We start from the raw sequence: 17657 nt of genomic DNA, 5'->3' as shown, positions 1-17657 counted from the left end.
GGTTGCTGGTAGTTGCTGGTAGTTGCTGATAGTTACTGGTAGGACATCGTGTACATGACGGAGGTACTGACCGTGCCGACGCCTGCCGCGCCGCCGGTCGCCACATACTGGGCGAAGTAATTGAGGGTGGCCGTGTTGCTGGCGATCGCCACGCTCTGCGAGTTCTGCGCCGCCTGTGCCGCGCCCAGCGTGATCGCGGTGGTGGCGTCGGAGTTGAGCAGGCCGATTTGCACCTTGGTCGCCGTACCCGCCGCATTTTTCAGCCGGCCCGTCGCCGTGTCGATGGTCGTGCCCGCTTCGAAATAGGCTGACACATTGCCCGTGGCCGACGTGCAGGCCGTCAGCACGATCTGGAACGGTGTGCGCCCCGCCGTCGCGCCGTCAATCGAGAGTGAGGAGGCCGAGACTGGGGGCAGTGCGACGGTGAAATCCTTGCCGGCGCCGCCGTTGATGGTGCAGGTCTGGGCCGTGACCTGGCCCGTGAAGGTGATGGTGCCGTCGGCAGCGTGAGTAAGGGCCGGCATGGCGCAGGCGGCCGCGATGAGCGTCGCCAGGACGCTGGAGCGCGCGAATGTCATAGGTATCCTATCGAGTAGTGAAGTGTTGTAGTGAAAGGCGTTGGCATGGCGGGCGCAGTTCCAGGCAAGGCAAACGCGGATGCGCTGGCCATGAAACTGGCGCCGTTGATAAACAAGTATATGGAGGTACTTTTTGTTGCGCATGTAACTAGTTGAAGTTGTTGTTGCGGCGCATCGGCCGATGGCACCGACCGGGGGCGGCGGCGTCAACACGCGCCGGCGCGGCAGTTGTTGCCGGTTTTCGGGCCGGCGCGGGGCCGGAAATAGCGCGGGGTGCGCTGTTTCACGCAGAGTTCATGCATAAAATGCCCATTGTGTGGCACACTGCGCGCTCGCATATCATCGTTGTCGCGGGAGCGCATGAGCATCATCAAACAATTTCCTTTCGAGTGGCAGGTCGGCGTGCGCTACACGCGCGCCGGGAAGCGCAGCGGCCGCAACAGCTTCATTTCCTTCATTTCCCTCATTTCCGTGGCCGGCATCGGCCTGGGCGTGGCCGCCTTGATCGTCGTCCTCTCCGTCATGAACGGCTTCCAGAAGGAAGTCACCGACCGGCTGATGTCGGTGCTGGCCCACGTCGAGGTGTTCGATACCAGCGGCTCCATGCCGAATTGGCAGGCGCAGGAGCGCGCCGCCTACGCCAACCCGCAAGTAAAAGCCGTGTCGCCCTTCGTGGAAACCCAGGGCATGCTGCTCAACGACGAAACCATGCGCCCGTCCATCGTGCGCGGCGTGCTGCCGCAGCAGGAAGCCACCGTCTCCAGCGTGGCCGCCCAGATGAAGCAGGGCAGTTTCAAGGACCTCACGCCCGGTTCGTACAACATCGTGCTGGGCATCGACCTGGCCAAGGCGCTGGGCGTGCAGGTGGGACAGAACGTCACCCTGATGCTGGAACGCGAGCCGAAGGCGGGCGACCCGGCCACTGGCATCGTCATGCCGCGCATGCGCGCGCTGAAAGTCGCCGGCATCTTTGAGGCAGGTCATAATGAACTCGATGGCAGCCTGGCCTTCGTCAATATGGCTGATGCGCAGCAGCTGCTGCAGCTCGACGGCCCGTCCGGCCTGCGCCTGCGCCTGCACGACATGAACCAGGCGCCGCAGGTGGCGCGCGAATTGAAGGCGTCGATGCCGGGCCAGCTGTGGATGCGCGACTGGTCGCGCGCTAGCGCCAGCTGGTATGCGCTGGTGCAAAGCCAGAAGAACATGATGTTCATCATCCTCAGCATGATCATCGCCGTGGCCGCGTTCAACCTCGTCTCGACCCTGGTCATGTCGGTCACGGACAAGCAGGCCGACATCGCCATTTTGCGCACCCTGGGCGCCTCGCCGTTCTCCATCATGAAGATTTTCATGATCCAGGGCGCGCTGGTGGGCTTGCTGGGGAGTGCTTTGGGCGTGATCGGCGGCGTCGTGCTGGCGCTGAACGTGGGCGTCATCGTGCCCTTCATCGAAGGCATCTTCGGCCTGCACTTCATCTCGAAGGAAATCTACCAGATCAGCGCCGTGCCGTCGGACGTGCATTGGCTGGACGTGGCGCAGATCGGCCTGATCGCCTTTGGCCTGGCGCTGGTGGCGACCATCTACCCGAGCTGGCGCGCCGCCAGAGTCAAGCCGGCCGAGGCGCTGCGTTACGAATAAGCGGCTTGTAAAACCGGGGTCAGACCCGCCGGGTCTGACCCCAGCCCTTCGTTGCACGGGCTAACGCGATGATATGTTGCATACATAAGAATTAACGAATTAATGAGCATGTTAAAAAATCTTCCCTTCGAATGGCTGGTTGGCCTGCGCTACACGCGGGCCGGCAAGCGCAGTGGCCGCAACAGTTTTATCTCCTTCATCTCGCTCATTTCCATGGCCGGCATCGGCCTGGGCGTGGCCGCCCTGATCGTCGTGCTGTCCGTGATGAACGGCTTCCAGAAGGAAGTGACGGACCGCATGCTGTCCGTGCTGGCCCACGTGGAAGTGTTCGACAACAGCGGCAGCATGCCGGACTGGCGCGCCGAGGCGGCGCAGGCCTTCAAGAATCCGGCCGTGAAGGGCGCCGCGCCGTTCGTGGAAACGCAAGGCATGCTGCTGCGCGACGATGCGCTGCGTCCCGCCATCGTGCGCGGCGTGCTGCCCGAGGAAGAGCCGAACGTGTCCGACGTGGCCGGCCAGACGCGCATGGGCAGCTTCAAGGCCCTGCAGCCGGGCACCTTCAATATCGTGCTGGGCATCGAGCTGGCGCGCGCCCTGCGCGTCAACCTCGGCGAAAAAGTGACCTTGATGCTGGCGCAGGGCCAGGTCACGCCGGCCGGCGTGCTGCCGCGCATGCGCAGCTTTACCGTCAGCGGCATCTTCCAGGCGGGCCACAATGAATTCGACGCTGGTTTGGCCTTCATCAATATCGAAGACGGCCAGCGTCTGCTGCGCCTCGACGGCCCGTCCGGCCTGCGCCTGCGCCTGGCCGACATGAACCAGGCGCCGCAAGTGGCCGCCGAATTGAAAAAATCCATGCCGGGCGACCTGTGGCTGCGCGACTGGTCCAAGCTGAACGCCAACTGGTTCGCCGCCGTGCAGACGGAAAAGCGCATGATGTTCATCATTTTGACCCTGATCATCGCCGTGGCCGCGTTCAACCTCGTGTCGACCCTGGTGATGACGGTGACGGACAAGCAGGCCGATATCGCGATTTTGCGCACCCTGGGCGCCTCGCCGCGCTCCATCATGAAGATCTTCATGATCCAGGGCGCGCTGGTGGGCATCCTGGGCACGATCCTGGGCGTCGGCGGCGGCGTGCTGGTGGCCATGAACATCGACGTCATCGTGCCCTTCATCGAGCATTTGCTGGGCGTGCAGTTCCTCTCCAAGGACATCTATTTCATCAGCACCGTGCCGTCCGACCTGCGCTGGCCCGACGTCACCAAGATCGGCGTGCTGGCCGTGATCCTCGCCTTTTTGGCGACCCTGTACCCAAGCTGGTGGGCCGCCCGCGTCAAACCTGCGGAAGCCCTGCGCTATGAATAAACCACTGACTACGACCATGACCGATCTGAACAAACCTGCCTCCAACGGCGCTTCCGCCGATTCCTCCGTCCTGTCCTGCCGCGGCCTGGGCAAGACTTTTACGCAGGGCAGCTACAAGGTGCAGGTGCTGGCCGGCATCGACATCGACGTCCACCGCGGCGAGCGCGTCGCCATCGTCGGCGCCTCCGGCTCGGGCAAGTCGACCCTGCTGCACCTGCTGGGCGGGCTCGATACGCCCACCAGCGGCAAGGTGACCCTGCTGGGCAAGGATTTCGCCACGCTCAGCGAAAAGGCGCGCGGCGACTTGCGCAACGCCTCGCTGGGCTTCGTCTACCAGTTCCACCACCTGCTGCCCGAGTTTTCCGCGCTGGACAACGTCGCCATGCCGCTGATGATACGGCGCATGAAGCGCGCGCCCGCCACCGAGCTGGCGCAGCAGATTCTCACGCGCGTGAACCTGGCCAAGAGAGTCACGCACACGCCGGGCGAGTTGTCGGGCGGCGAGCGCCAGCGCGTGGCCCTGGCCCGCGCCCTCGTCACGCAGCCGGCCTGCGTGCTGGCCGATGAACCGACGGGCAACCTCGATCACGCCACGGCCGAACAGATTTTCGACCTGATGCTGGAATTGTCGCGCACCCTGGGCACGGCCTTCGTCATCGTCACGCACGATATCGAACTGGCCAAACGCTGCGACCGCGTGCTGCGCCTGACGGACGAAGGGCTGCAGCCGTACCAGTACTAAGGAGCCGCCATGTGGATCGACACGCACTGCCACCTCGACGCGCATGAATTCGGCAGCGAATCGCTGCAGGTGGCGGCGCGCGCGCAGCAGCAGGGCGTGGGCATGATCGTCATTCCCGCCGTCGAACGGGCCAATTTCGCCATCGTGCGCGATCTGGCGGCAACGGCGCCCAACGCCTGCTATGCGCTCGGTATCCACCCGATCTACGTGCCGCACGCCACGGACGATGATTTGATCGCGCTGCGCGAGGCCGTGCAAGCCGCCATGGCCGACCCGCATTTTGTCGCCATCGGCGAGATCGGCCTCGATTTCTTCATTCCCATGCTGTGCGAACCGGCCATGCGCGCCAAACAGGAGCATTTCCTGCGCGAGCAGCTGAAAATCGCCCGCGACTTCGACCTGCCCGTGCTGACCCACGTGCGCCGCTCGCAGGACATCGTCCTCAAGCACGCGCGCCAGATCCGCCCGAACGGCGGCATCGCGCATGCGTTCAATGGCAGCTTCCAGCAGGCGCAGGGTTATATAGCCCTCGGTTTCAAGCTCGGTTTCGGCGGCGCCATGACGTTTACGCGCGCGCTGCAGATACGCCGCATGGCCGCCGACCTGCCTTTGGATGCCATCGTGCTGGAGACGGACGCGCCCGACATTTCCCCCGCCTGGATCCACCCGGGCCGCAACAGCCCCGAAGAATTGCCGCGCATCGGCGCCGTGCTGGCCGAGCTGCGCGGCCTTGATATCGCGCAAGTGGCGCTTGCCACCAGCGCCAACGCGCGCGCCGTGCTGCCCCGATTACCTTTGATGGAATGAGACCATGAACAAGAAAATGCTTGCGGGCGCCCTGGCAGCCTGCATGTCTACCGTGTTGGCGCCCGCCATGGCGGCGACCGGCGCCCAGTGCGACGGCTTGCCGCGCCTCGACGTGACCACGCCGGCCGGCTTTTGCGTGGCCGTGCTGGCCGACGGCCTGAAATTCCCACGCGGCGTGCTGCCGCTGACGAACGGCGACATTCTCGTCACGGACATGGCGGGATGGACGCCGAAGCAGGGCAAATTGTGGCTGTTGCAGCGCAAGGCGTCTGGCCCGGGCTACGAACGCAAGCTGTTGCTCGACAAGCTCGATCGCCCGAACGGCATCGTGCAGGGACCGGATGGCATGGTCTACGTGGGCGAGGTGGGGCGCATCTTCCGCTTCGACATGCGCGACACCGCGCGCACCCTCACCGACGTGATCGGCGGCACGGCCAAGACGCCGCGCCTGCCGGGCCTCGGCTTGCACCTGTTGACGAACATGCGCTTCAGCCCCAAGGGCGACCTTTACGTGAACGTGGGGTCGAGTACCGACCATTGCGAGAATGACGGCAAGGCGCCCGATCCGGCCAAGGCTTGCGCTTCGGCGGAAGGCCCGGAAGCGCTGGGCGCCATCCGCGAATACACGATGGCGTGGCCGGCAGGCACGGTGACGAGCTGGCGCACGCATGCGCGCGGCTTGCGCAATTCGATGGCGCTGGCTTTTCACCCTGCGACGGGCGAGCTGTGGCAGGCGGAAAACGCGCGCGACGCCATCCAGGCGGCCATGCCGCAACTGAAAAGCGACGAAAACCTGCCGCACGAAGAACTGAATTTGATCAAGGCCGACCGGCACTATGGCTGGCCGTACTGCTACGACGACAATGTGGCCAGTCCCGAATATCCGAAGACGGCTTGCGACGCCCAGTATGCGGCGCCGCAGCGCCTGCTGCCCGGTCACGCCGCGCCGCTGGGCATGACCTTTTATACGGCCAGCCGCTACCCGGCGCTGTACAGGAATAGCCTGATCATCGGCTACCACGGCTACCGCAGCAACGGCCACCGCCTGGTGGCGCTGCTGCCCGACAAGGCCGGCGCGCCGCTGGGCAAGTCCGTCGAGTTGATCGGCAACTGGGAGCGCAAGGGCAAGCAGGGCAGGGGCGCGCCCGTCGACGTGAAGCAGGGCCAGGACGGCGATATCTACATGGCCGACGACCATAATGGGCTGGTGCTGAAGCTGCACTATGAGGCGGCCAAGCCATAATGCATATCGCTTGACCTCGCTCAGTGCGGGGCCGCCGCATCCTCCTATAATCGGCCTGATGCTCCCTGTCGACCAGGAGCAACGGGAGGCTGACGTGAAACCTGCATTCATCACGCTGCGCGAGAATTATTCGAGCGTGGCGGCCGTCGACCAGGCGGCGCTGTTTGGCGAAATCGGCTGGGAAGACTTGATCGGCAAGGACAGCTTCGCCAATACCTGCGCCATCCGCGTCAGCCTGGCCCTGATCAAGGCCGGCGTCCAGGTCAGGGGCCGCATGGCCATCCGCAAGGGGCCGTTCAAGGGTGCGCTGATCGAACCGGGACAGGCCAAGCTGGCGCACATGCTGGCCAGTCCGTCGATGTTCGGCGCGCCCGAAAAATTCAGCCGCGAGGCAGCCATCGCCGGCATCGGCCAGCGCCAGGGCATGGTTGCCTTCTTCCGCATTCCCGGCTACCTGGGTGGCGCGGGCGGGCATATCGACATCCTGCTGCCATCCATCGGCGTCAAGGTGTGCGGCACGGAGTGCTACTGGGATTGCGGCGAAATCTGGTTCTGGCCACTCCGCTGACGCTTGCTTTCTACGCTTGTTTGAACTTCTTCGAGCGTCCGCGCGAAGCCGCATTGTGCGCGCGCAGGATGGAATCGACCCGCTCGGACGCATCGCGCGACAGGTTTTGCGCCACGGCGATATCGGGGAAGAATTCGGGCAGGCGGTAGCTGAGCCACGCATACGCCGAATAGTAGCGGCAAGTGTCTTCCACCTGCTGCAGATTCTGCGTGCCGCCGCCGTAGGCGTGCTGGCGCAAGGTGCTGGTTTTTCCCTGCGACAGATTCTTCGCCCAGTGCTCCCACGCCGTTTGCAGGGACGGCACCTTGCTCGATATCGGCACCAGCGACAAAGTAAACTTGTCGGCCACGGACAGGGGCAGGGTGTCGAGCCAGACGGCGCGCTCCTTCTGGTCTTCCGTGATGCGGGGGAAGAAGAAGCCGTCCGGCACGTCGATATTGTGGATGAAGCGGCGCAGCAGTTTCGACAGCGACAGCTCGCCCGTCACCGACGAAATGCGGTGCAGGTGTTCCAGCGACGGCGCCACGGCAAAGCCGCTGGTGTTCAGCGGATGCAGTTTTTCCTTCAGCAGGGCGCGCATCACTTCGTGCGTCTCGTTGTCGTAGCCGGCCACCAGGCCCTCTTCATGCACGCCGTAGCGGCCCGCGCGCCCGGCGATCTGGCGCGCCAGCGCGGCAGAAATCTCTTCCTCCTCGCGGCCATTGTATTTGACGCAGGTGGTCATGACGATGCGCGCGATCGGCATGTTCAGGCCCATCGCCAGCGCATCCGTGCCGACGACGATATCGGCCGTGCCGTCGCGGAAGCGCTGCGCCTGCGCGCGCCGCACTTCGGGCGACAGGTTGCCGTAGACGGTGGCCACCGACAGCCCCGTTTCCGTGATCATGTCGCGCCACATCAGCACTTCGCGGCGCGAAAAAGCGATGACGGCGTCGCCGCGGCGCAGGTTGCGCACCTTACGCACGGCCGTCGGCTCCATCGACAGGGGCGCCATGCGTTTCAAAACATGTACTTCCAGCGGGCAGTCCAGGCGCTCGGCCAGCGCCTCGATGGCGCGCCGCGCTTCGGGCGCCCCCACCAGGTAGACGGTGTGGGCGGGCGCGCCGCAGACGGCCGCCGTCCATGCGGCGCCCCGGTCCGGGTCGGCCAGCATCTGGATTTCATCGATGACGGCTACCTCGACGACGCTTTTCGTGTCCAGCATTTCCACCGTGCTGGCCACGTGCGTGGCGCCGTCGACGACCCTGCGTTCCTCGCCCGTGATCAGGCTCACGGCCAGCGGTTTGCCGTGCGGCGCGGCTTCCTGCAGCCGTTCGTAGTTTTCCAGGGCCAGCAGGCGCAAGGGCGCCAGGTAGATGCCGCTCTTTGCCTTGACCAGCGCTTCCATGGCGCGGTGCGTCTTGCCGGAATTCGTCGGTCCCAGCAGGGCGATGAAGCGGCGCGGCAGGCGGCGCGCCATCTCGAACGAGGCCGGATACTCGGCCAGGTTGATGCTCTGGCGCGTGCGCGCCGCGTGCTGCTCTTCCTGCTGGCGCTCGATGGCGTGATTGAAGCGCTGGCGGATGCGGTCGAAGACCATGCCGGCCGGTTCCGACGTCTGCATGTCGGCCAGCGTGTGCAGGAAGACCATCGGGTCCGTGTCCACATCCTCGCTCAGGCCCGCGATATCGGCGACGAAATCGATCACGTGCTGGCGCAGTTCCTCGAAGACGGCCGCACTGGCCCGCTCGCGCACCAGGGCCAGCTTGGTCTCGCGGTCCATCTTGCGCCACTTGGCCGGCCGCGCCAGCACCCCCTGCGCCGGCACCAGTGCATACGGCACCACCAGGTGGCCCGCCTTGACCACGCCGGAAAAGCGCACGAAGACGCGGCCTTCCATTTTCACCAGGCGGATATGCTCGGCCAGTCCCCCCAGTTCCGCGACCAGGGTGGCGTCGTTATTGTCTTCGGTGCTGTCGGAAAGGTCGGTGGAAGTATCGGGAGGAAGTGCGGAGGAAGTCATGTCGTGCCTGGGTGTTGAAGTAAGCGAGGCTGATTATACCGTCGATGGGGACGGGCGGTGGTGGCCGGCCCTGGTGTCTGCATGTTCAGGCTGCACGCGCGCACACCAGGCGCAGGCCCCAGCCGGTGGCGATCGTGCCATCGCTGTCTTGCAGATGCGCCGCGGCATCCAGGAACGCCTCGCGCAGGCGCTGCCTGGCGCCGTCGTGCAGGCGGTCGATGTCGTAGGTGTCGGTCAGGGCGGTCCACAGTTCGCCCGGCGTGGGCGACCATCGCACATCGATGTCGTCGAATGCGACGTCCGCAAATGCGCCCGCGAGCAGTTCGCGCCAGCCGGCTTCGGAGCCCGTGCGGCGGTCGCCGAAGCGCAGCGGCGGCAGCGCGTCGCTGGCGATGGGTTTGAAGACGCGCATGAATACGTCGTTCACCTCGCCCAGCAAGAAAGTCCGGCCGACGATGGCGGCGAACTGGCCGCCGGGTCGCAGCACGCGGCGCATTTCGCGCACGACTTGCTCGATGTCGTCCATGAGCATCAGTGCCATGTGCGACACGAGATAATCGACACTGGCCGATGGCACGTCGAGCGTTTGGCCGCGGCCTTGCAGCAGCCGCACGGAGGCGGGCAGGGTGGCGCGCGCGGCGGCCAGTTCCGCCTGGCTCATGTCGATGCCGAGCAGTTGCAGCTGCGGCTGCCGCCTGGCTGCCAGCAAGCCCAGCAGATGGCCGTCGCCGCAGGCCAGGTCGAGCACGCTCAAGGGCGCATCCACGGCCGGTGCCAGGCTGGTCAGCACATGGTAGGACGAGGCCCAGGTGCCGGCAGGCGAACTGGCCGGCAGATGGGCAAACGCGGCGCTGGTCACGCCCACTTGCCTTTGATGAAAGTCCTGCAAATAGGTTTCTGCCGCAGTCAGTGGGGTCATGCAAGGTCCGCCAAATCGTGGCGCCTTGGCGCCGGAGGGCCATCTTAGCATGCGGAAAGTTTCGCCAGCGGTGGTGCCGGATGGCATGCGTGAGCGTTCTTATCCACGCCACCATTGCGCCAGATCAGAGGGCAAAGAGTGGAAAGCGATCACAGTATCTGAGCCCTTTCGCAGCGAGCGGATCTTGCCTTTTCATGCGCACCCTGATACTCGGCTTTGCCGCTGGCGCCGCCTGGTTGCAGACGCAGGCCAGCTTGCCGCCGTACGCGGGCGTGTTGCTGTGGGTGATCGCTGGCATGTCGCTGCTGATGGTACTGTTGCTGCGCCGTCACGCGCGCTGGCGTTGTGTTGTTGCGCTTGCCGCTGGTGTGGCACTGGGCTTTTATTGGGCCGCATGGCTGGCCCAGGTCGCCATGGCGCCGCAACTGGCGCTGGCTGACGAAGGACAGGACATTATCGTCACGGGCACGGTGGCCAGCCTGCCGTACCGCTTCGAGCAGGGCGTGCGCTTCAATTTTGCCGTGGAGAAGGCGCTTGGGGCGAAGGTGCCTCCCCTGATCGCCCTGTCCTGGTACGCGGGTTTTCGTGATGAAGTGACGAACGAGGTGGGCGACGTGCAGCCGGGCGAGCGCTGGCGGCTGACGGTGCGGCTGCAGCGTCCGCACGGCAACGCGAATCCCATGGGTTTCGATTACGAGGCGTGGTTGCTGGAGCAGGGCGTGCGCGCCACCGGCTATGTGCGGCCGCAGCCGCGCGCCGATACGCCGAACGTGCGCGTGGCCGCCTTCGTGCCCGGTTTCGGCAATGTGGTGGAAGCGAGCCGCGCGGCATTGCGCGCGCGCATACTGCGCAGCCTGGAAGATAGACAGTATGCGGGCGTGATCGTGGCGCTGGTGGTGGGCGACCAGCGCGCCATCCCCCAGTCGGACTGGCAGGTATTCAACCGCACGGGCGTGAGCCACTTGATTTCGATTTCGGGCTTGCACATCACCATGATCGCGGGCTTGTTCGCCTTGGGCGCGGGCGCGCTGTGGCGGCGCTCATTCTTTACCGACTGGCAACTGCCCTTGCGGCTGCCGGCGCAAAAGGTGGCGGCGCTGGCCGGCGCGCTGGCGGCATTTGTGTATGTACTGCTGGCGGGCTTCGGCGTGCCGGCGCAGCGCACTTTATATATGTTGCTGGTGGTGGCGCTGGCCTTGTGGCTGGGGCGCATCACCAGCATCGTCCATATCTTGTGCCTGGCGCTGGGCGTGGTCGTGCTGCTTGATCCGTGGGCCGTGCTGTGGCCCGGTTTCTGGCTGTCGTTCGGCACCGTCGCCACCATGCTGTACGCGACGGCGGGCCGCACCACGGCACCCTTGCCGGAGAGCGCCAGCCGCTGGCGCCGTTTGCGCGCCGCCGTGGCGCTCGGCGCGCACACGCAGTATGTGGTGACGGTGGGGCTGGTGCCGTTGACGATGCTGCTGTTTTCGCAAGTCTCGCTCGTGTCCCCCGTCGCCAATGCGCTGGCCATACCCGTCATCAGCCTGATCGTCACGCCCTTGTCCCTGGCGGGCAGCCTGCTGCCGGCGCCTCTGTGTGACTGGTTGTTGCTGCTGGCGCACGCCATCGTGCAGATGCTGGCGCAGGTGCTGGACTGGCTCGGTGCGCGCCGCTTTGCCGTGTGGACGGCGCCCGCGCCCCCAATGTGGAGTTTTTGCTGGGCATTGTTCGGCACGGCCTGGCTTTTGGCGCCACGGGGATGGCCCCATAGGTGGGCGGGCATGCTGGGCTGGCTGCCGCTGCTTACGGCCTTGCCATCGAGTCCGCCACCTGGCCAGATGTGGATCACGGCCTTTGATGTGGGACAAGGCATGGCCGTGCTGGTGGAAACCCACGATCACCGACTGCTGTACGACACGGGGCCCGCCTACAGTCTCGATTCCGACGGCGCCAGCCGTGTCATCGTGCCGTATCTGCGCGCACGGGGTATCAGCAAGCTGGACGGCGTGATCATTTCCCACAGCGACCTCGATCACGCGGGCGGCGCCATGTCTCTGTTGGAGAACGTGCAAGTGGGCTGGCTGGCTTCGTCCCTGTTCGATGGCCACCCGGCCGTCGAAGCGCGGCGCCAAGCGCGGCGTCCGTATCTGCATTGCGTGACCGGTCAAAGCTGGACCTGGGAAGGCGTACACTTCGCCATGCTGCATCCATTGCCCGCCAGCCACACGGACATTTCCCTGAAACCAAACGCCCGCAGCTGCACCGTGAAGATCACGGCCGGCAAGCATGCAATCTTGCTGGCTGGCGACATCGAGGCGGCGCAGGAGGCGCAATTGCTGGCACGCTCGCTGGAGGGCGAACTGGCCGCCGACGTGCTGCTGGCGCCGCACCACGGCAGCGGCACCTCGTCGACACCGGCATTTCTGAACGCCGTCCATCCGGCCCTGGCAATTTTTCAGGTCGGACACCGGAACCGCTATAAACATCCGAAGCCGCAAGTGTATGCGCGCTATGGCGACATGGGCATTGCCCGGCTGCGCACGGATGTGACGGGGGCGGTGGTGCTGGCGTTTGGCGATCGTATTGAGATAACGCAGTATCGGGCCAGCCGGCCGCGCTACTGGCAGGGGCGCTAGCGCTTTCATGCTACGCTGCCCGTACATCGTCCCAGGAGTCCAGAGTGAGTCATTCGAGTCACGCTTATCTTGTCAGCACGGCTCAAGCCACCGACATCGACGGCATCACAACTTTGCTGCAAGCCAATTCCCCTTCGCAGGGCGGCAGCCTGACGGGTGAGTTTTCGCGCGATAAGGTGGCCGCCATGGCGGATGGTGGCTCGCCCGTCATCGTGGCGCGGCGTGTGATTGATGGGCTCGTCGTTGGCGTACTGTTCAGCGCGGCGCCAGCCACCGCGCAGGCGCCCGTGGTGCTGGCCATGCTGGCCGCGTATGGGGGAAGTGACAACGCCTATGTGTACGGTCCCGTCTGCATTGCGGCGTCGGAGCGGGGGCAGGGTTTGCTGGCGCGGCTGTACTCTGCCATGCGCGAGCAGCAGGGGGGCGCGGAGGCGGTGCTGTTCATCCGGCGCGACAATATCGGCTCGCTGCGCGCGCATGAACGGCTGGGCATGCGCGAGGTGGCCGGTTTTGTTTGCGATGACGCTGACTTTGCCGTGTACAGCGATGCCATCATGGCGAAATAGGCGCTAACTTACCCGTTCATCCGGTATCTCCATCCCCCGTTTCTTCACATATTCCAGAAACAACCTTGCCCCCTTGGCCATCCTCGACGTGCCATACACGGCATGGATGCTCGGGTCCAGCTCTTTCGACGAGGTCAGCCGGTACGCCGTGCAGACGCGGCGCAAGGTGCCGGCGGCCACGGCCGGTTCGGCCAGCCAGCTGGCCAGGCGCACGATGCCGGCGCCTTCCAGGGCCGCTTGAAAAGTGGCGATGCCGGAAGTGAAGCGAAAACGCGGCTGTACCTGGTAGCGCACGTTGCGCTCGGTGGAAACGAAATGCCAGTCGCGCAGGATGCGGGGGGCCGAGTGCATGATGATGTCGTGGCCGGCCAGCTCTTCCGGTTCGTCGGGCGCGCCCATGCGTTGTATATAGTCGGGCGAGGCGTACATGTAGCGGCGGTAGTTCCACAGGGGATAGCCGATCAGCTCGCTGGACTGGGGGAAGGCGCCGCGGATGGCGAAGTCCAGCTTTTCCTGGATGGGGTCGATGGATTTGTCCGAGAAATGAATGTCCACCGACACGTTCGGGTAGTCGCGCGAGAATTGCGCCACCACTTTCGGCAGGAAACCCAGCGACAGGATTTCCGGCGCCGAGAGGCGCACCCAGCCTTGCGGCGAGTTGCTCAATTCCGCCAATTGCTCTTCCGCCTCGGCCTGCGTTTCCAGCAAGTGCCTGGCCGACGCGTAATACGTTTCGCCGGCCGTCGTCAGGGTGAACTGCTTTTGCGTGCGCAGGATCAGCTCGGCGCCGATGGCATCTTCGAGGAACTGGATGGCGCGCGTGACGGCCGACGGCGAGCGTCCCAGCATGCGCGCCGCGTGGATGAAGCTGCGCTTTTCCACCACGGTGCAGAAGGCGCGGATCTCCCACATCAGTTTCATCGACATCGCGTGACTCCCGGCAAAAGAGGCCAGTAGACCGTACGGGGCGCATTCCGTCAAGCGTTACGCCTCATTGCGTTTTCCGCAATATGAAGTTGCATCCGGAAAAATCCACGGCGCCTATACTGCCGCTGTCGCCCATTCCTCATTGCCTATCATGCTGACCATCTCGCTGCTGTGTTTATTTGCCTTCTTTGCCGGCCTGATCGATGCCGCCGTGGGCGGGGGCGGGCTGATACAGCTGCCGGCCCTGTTCAACCTGATGCCGAACATGGCGTCCACGTCCTTGCTGGGCACGAATAAACTGGCGTCGGCCTGCGGCACCACGTTTGCCGCCCGCTCGTTTGTCGGCAAGGTGCATATTCCCTGGCTGCTGGTGCTGCCGGCCGTGGCCAGCGCCTTCGTCATGTCGTTTATCGGCGCGGCCGCCGTGTCCTACGTGCCGCAGCAGGTGGTGCGCCCGATGGTGCTGGTATTAATCATCATCATGGCCATCTACACCTTCATGAAGAAGGATTTCGGCACGACGCGCGAAGCGCGCCCCATCGGCCCGCGCGAACGCATCCTCGCCATCGTCATCGGCGGCGCCATCGGCTTTTATGACGGCCTGTTCGGGCCGGGCACGGGCAGCTTCCTGATTTTCCTGTTCATCCGCGTCTTCGGCTTCGATTTCATCCTCGCCTCGGCTTGCTCGAAACTGGTGAATATCGCCACCAACGTGGCTGCGCTGGCCTTTTTCATTCCCGCCGGTCACGTGGTCTACGCCGTGGCGGCACCGATGGCCGTGTGCAATATCCTGGGCGCGCTGACGGGCACCTGGATCGCCGTGCGCCGCGGCGCCGCCTTCGTGCGCATCCTCTTCCTCGTGCTGCTGGCGCTGCTGATCGTGAAATTGTCCTACGACATCTTCTTCAAGTAAGTTTTTGAACGACAACAAGCCATGAAAACCATCCAGGGCGTGCTGTGGGACAACGATGGCGTGCTGGTCAACACCGAGCAGCTGTTTTACGAAAGCAACCGTGACTTGCTCTTGCCCTACGGCATAGACTTGACGCCAAAGCAATTTTTTGACTGGTTCCTGGACAATAACTACGGCGCCTGGCATGTGCTGCTGGGGCAGGGCCACGACATTGAGCTGGTCGAGCGCCTGCGGGCCGAGCGCACCGTGCTGTTTGCGCAGCGCCTGCGCCAGGCGCGCCGGCTGGCCATGCCCGGCATCGAAGCAGTGCTGGCGGCGCTGCGCCCGCACGTGGCCATGGGCGTGGTCACCAGTGCCTACGAACAGCATTTTCGGATCAGCCATGCGGCCACGGGCTTGTTGCAACACTTCGATTTCGTGCTGACGCGGGAAATGTATGGCGAGAGCAAGCCGGCGCCCGATGGCTACCAGCTGGGCCTGCAGCGCCTGGGCCTGGCCGCCGCCGACTGCGTGGCCGTGGAAGACTCGCCGCGCGGCTTGCGCGCCGCCAACGCGGCCGGGCTGGAATGCATCGTCGTGCGCAATCCCATGAACCGTCACCACGCGTTCGACGACGCTTTTTGCGTCGTGGATTCAAACGCCGAGCTGGGCGAAGTGCTGGCGGCGTTCGTGCCCGGCATGGCCCATGCGCCCCGGCAATTAGAGTCCTTCCTCTGATACGTCTTGCCGGCATGCCATTACAATTGTTTATCGCATTCACCGGCACAGCCCCACGATGACCCTCCCGCAACTGCACTTTGCCCATGCCAACAGTTATCCAGCCGGCACTTACCGCAAGCTGTTCGGCTTGCTGGGACAGCATTACACCGTGCAGGCGCTCGACATGCATGCGCACGATCCCGAATACCCCGTCAGCACGGGCTGGCCCGAGCTGGTGCGCGAGTATGTCGACGACCTGGAGCGCCGCTACAGCGCGCCCGTGATTCTCGTCGGCCATTCGCTCGGCGGCATGCTCAGCGTGATGGTGGCCAAGCAGCGGCCCGACCTGGTGCGCTGCGTGGTCTTGCTCGATTCGCCCGTGGTGGCGGGCTGGCGCGCCTTGCTGGTGCGGCTGGCGCGCAACACGGCGCTGGGCGAGCGTTACTCTCCCGCCCGTTTTTCCGCCCGGCGGCGCAAGCTGTGGCCCGATGCGCAAGCGGCCTATGAGCATTTTGCCGCCAAGGACATGTTCGCCATCTGGGCGCCGCAGGTTTTGCGCGATTACATCGACAGCGGTCTGGTTCCCCATCCGGAAGGGGTGCAGCTGCGCTTTACGCGCGAAGTGGAAACGCAGGTCTACCGCAGCTTGCCGCACCATATCGGCGGCCTCGTCAAGGATGGTTTGCCGGTGCCCATCGGTTTTATTGGCGGCACGGAATCGGTGGAATGCCGCCAGGCGGGCTTGACGGCCACGCGCAAGCTGGTCGGCAAGTTTTTCCGCCAGGTGCCGGGCGGCCATCTGTTTCCCATGGAAAACCCGGAACTGACGGCGCAAGTGGTGCGCGAGATGATCACGGCATTGCTGGCGAAACAATAGCCGATCGCCAAGGATTTTCAGGGGATGGGGGCCAACAACGGCGGATTTTCGCGTAAAATCCTGCCATCCGGGCCGCGCCTGCAGCAGGCGTGCGGCCCCAGCCATTCCGATATTCTAGAAAGATACCCCTGCGATGACGATTAAAAGCGATAAATGGATACGCCGCATGGCGGAAACAACGGGCATGATCGAGCCGTTCGAACCGGGCCAGGTCAAGGAGCGCGACGGCAACCGCATTGTTTCCTACGGCACCTCCAGCTATGGCTATGACATCCGTTGCGCCGACGAATTCAAGTTGTTCACCAATATCAACACCACCATCGTCGACCCGAAGGATTTCGACGCGAACAATTTCGTCGACGTGTCCGGCAAGGGCTATTGCATCATCCCGCCGAATTCGTTCGCGCTGGCCCGCACGGTCGAGTATTTCCGCATTCCCCGCAATGTGCTGACGATTTGCCTGGGCAAGAGCACGTATGCGCGCTGCGGCATCATCGTCAACGTCACCCCGTTCGAACCGGAATGGGAAGGCTATGTGACCCTGGAGTTTTCCAACACGACACCGTTGCCGGCGAAAATCTACGCCAACGAAGGCGTGGCGCAAGTGCTGTTCTTCGAGTCCGATGAAGTGTGCGAAACGTCGTACAAGGACCGCGGCGGCAAATACCAGGGCCAGGTCGGCGTGACCTTGCCGAAGACCTGATTGCTGGAAGGGCGGGGCGCCAGCCGTCTTGAGCTGTCTTTACCTGCCTTTACACCTGCCGCCCTACGTCCGCGCCCCATGCCTGCCGTTAATCTTGGTATTGAAACACTGAGGAGGCATCATGGTAGCGGCAATCGGTTCAGGCGGCGCGGTCAGCGCGGCCAGTAGCGCCAGTTCGGGCAGCAGTTCGCAGATCGCGGCGCTGCAAAAGCAGATCACGGCGGCGCAAAAGCAGTTGACGGAGTCGCAGAAGGGCGAGCAGACGGAGGCGTCGCAAAAGCTGCAGCAGCAGCTGGCGCAGCAAATCCAGGCCTTGCAGGCGCAAATTGCTCAGTTGCAAGCTGCCGCCGCGCAGAAGGCGGCGCAGCAAGATACTCAGCCGGCCAGCAGCGCCGATACGGCGACGAGCCCGGCCAAATCGACTTCGTCCACCCTGGGCAGCATCATCGATACGCAAGCGTAACAGCATTCTCCGCGCGTAAAAGACGC

General features: G+C 64.4%; 17 protein-coding genes. 13 read left to right on the top strand and 4 right to left on the bottom strand.

What is annotated here, in order from left to right; translation table 11 throughout:
• Positions 1–32 precede the first annotated feature (32 nt).
• Positions 33–578, bottom strand: coding sequence for a fimbrial protein (locus tag BZG29_RS17600; protein ID WP_077405639.1), 546 nt, complete (start codon positions 576–578; stop codon positions 33–35).
• Between the two features lie 360 nt (positions 579–938).
• Here BZG29_RS17600 and BZG29_RS17595 point away from each other — a divergent pair, with 360 nt between their 5' ends.
• The 6 genes from BZG29_RS17595 (at position 939) to BZG29_RS17570 (ending at position 6944) form a co-directional block, all read left to right on the top strand.
• The gene (locus BZG29_RS17595) at positions 939–2216 is read left to right on the top strand and encodes a lipoprotein-releasing ABC transporter permease subunit (RefSeq protein ID WP_077405636.1); all 1278 of its coding nucleotides are present in this window, start codon (positions 939–941) and stop codon (positions 2214–2216) included.
• A 102-nt stretch (positions 2217–2318) separates the two neighbouring features.
• Positions 2319–3584, top strand: coding sequence for a lipoprotein-releasing ABC transporter permease subunit (locus BZG29_RS17590; protein WP_070310877.1), 1266 nt, complete (start codon positions 2319–2321; stop codon positions 3582–3584).
• Between the two features lie 16 nt (positions 3585–3600).
• Positions 3601–4326, top strand: a complete 726-nt coding sequence (lolD, locus tag BZG29_RS17585; RefSeq protein ID WP_077405632.1) for a lipoprotein-releasing ABC transporter ATP-binding protein LolD — start codon at positions 3601–3603, stop codon at positions 4324–4326.
• A 9-nt stretch (positions 4327–4335) separates the two neighbouring features.
• Positions 4336–5133: a TatD family hydrolase gene (locus tag BZG29_RS17580; protein WP_077405629.1), complete on the top strand. Its 798-nt coding sequence runs from the start codon at positions 4336–4338 to the stop codon at positions 5131–5133.
• A gap of 4 nt (positions 5134–5137) precedes the next feature.
• Positions 5138–6376 carry a PQQ-dependent sugar dehydrogenase gene (locus BZG29_RS17575; protein ID WP_077405626.1) on the top strand — a complete coding sequence of 413 codons (1239 nt, stop codon included), beginning with the start codon at positions 5138–5140 and terminating at the stop codon, positions 6374–6376.
• Positions 6377–6470: 94 nt separating this feature from the next.
• Positions 6471–6944, top strand: coding sequence for a T6SS effector amidase Tae4 family protein (locus BZG29_RS17570; RefSeq protein WP_171985042.1), 474 nt, complete (start codon positions 6471–6473; stop codon positions 6942–6944).
• 10 nt (positions 6945–6954) lie between these two features.
• On the opposite strand, the gene BZG29_RS17565 is transcribed toward BZG29_RS17570, so the two are convergent.
• Positions 6955–8946: a helicase-related protein gene (locus BZG29_RS17565; protein ID WP_077405620.1), complete on the bottom strand. Its 1992-nt coding sequence runs from the start codon at positions 8944–8946 to the stop codon at positions 6955–6957.
• Positions 8947–9031: 85 nt separating this feature from the next.
• Positions 9032–9865 (bottom strand): class I SAM-dependent methyltransferase, encoded by an 834-nt coding sequence (locus BZG29_RS17560; RefSeq protein WP_077405617.1) that lies wholly within the window; start codon positions 9863–9865, stop codon positions 9032–9034.
• Positions 9866–10059: 194 nt separating this feature from the next.
• Between BZG29_RS17560 and BZG29_RS17555 the strand changes: the two genes are divergently transcribed.
• Together BZG29_RS17555 and BZG29_RS17550 are read left to right on the top strand one after the other, a co-directional pair.
• Positions 10060–12483 (top strand): DNA internalization-related competence protein ComEC/Rec2, encoded by a 2424-nt coding sequence (locus tag BZG29_RS17555; RefSeq protein WP_077405614.1) that lies wholly within the window; start codon positions 10060–10062, stop codon positions 12481–12483.
• Between the two features lie 44 nt (positions 12484–12527).
• A complete protein-coding gene (locus BZG29_RS17550) occupies positions 12528–13049 on the top strand; it encodes a GNAT family N-acetyltransferase (RefSeq protein WP_077405611.1) in 522 nt (173 codons plus the stop codon).
• 3 nt (positions 13050–13052) lie between these two features.
• Here BZG29_RS17550 and BZG29_RS17545 read toward each other — a convergent pair whose 3' ends face one another.
• Positions 13053–13976, bottom strand: a complete 924-nt coding sequence (locus BZG29_RS17545) for a LysR family transcriptional regulator (protein WP_077405608.1) — start codon at positions 13974–13976, stop codon at positions 13053–13055.
• Between the two features lie 151 nt (positions 13977–14127).
• Here BZG29_RS17545 and BZG29_RS17540 point away from each other — a divergent pair, with 151 nt between their 5' ends.
• From BZG29_RS17540 to BZG29_RS17520, 5 genes are all read left to right on the top strand, one after another.
• Positions 14128–14889, top strand: a complete 762-nt coding sequence (locus BZG29_RS17540; RefSeq protein ID WP_077405604.1) for a TSUP family transporter — start codon at positions 14128–14130, stop codon at positions 14887–14889.
• A gap of 21 nt (positions 14890–14910) precedes the next feature.
• Positions 14911–15606 (top strand): HAD family phosphatase, encoded by a 696-nt coding sequence (locus BZG29_RS17535; RefSeq protein ID WP_077405601.1) that lies wholly within the window; start codon positions 14911–14913, stop codon positions 15604–15606.
• A gap of 58 nt (positions 15607–15664) precedes the next feature.
• Positions 15665–16465 carry an alpha/beta hydrolase gene (locus BZG29_RS17530; RefSeq protein WP_077405598.1) on the top strand — a complete coding sequence of 267 codons (801 nt, stop codon included), beginning with the start codon at positions 15665–15667 and terminating at the stop codon, positions 16463–16465.
• Between the two features lie 133 nt (positions 16466–16598).
• A complete protein-coding gene (gene dcd / locus BZG29_RS17525) occupies positions 16599–17168 on the top strand; it encodes a dCTP deaminase (RefSeq protein WP_034755486.1) in 570 nt (189 codons plus the stop codon).
• A gap of 121 nt (positions 17169–17289) precedes the next feature.
• Complete coding sequence (locus BZG29_RS17520) at positions 17290–17631, top strand: FlxA-like family protein (protein WP_077405594.1); 342 nt, start codon at positions 17290–17292, stop codon at positions 17629–17631.
• The last annotated feature ends 26 nt before the right edge of the window (positions 17632–17657 follow it).

This window comes from Janthinobacterium sp. LM6 (genome assembly GCF_002002885.1).
GTDB classification, from domain to species: Bacteria; Pseudomonadota; Gammaproteobacteria; order Burkholderiales; family Burkholderiaceae_D; genus Janthinobacterium; species Janthinobacterium kumbetense.
The sequence above is the reverse complement of the archived record's forward strand: the minus strand, read 5'-3'. Positions and strand labels throughout refer to the sequence as shown.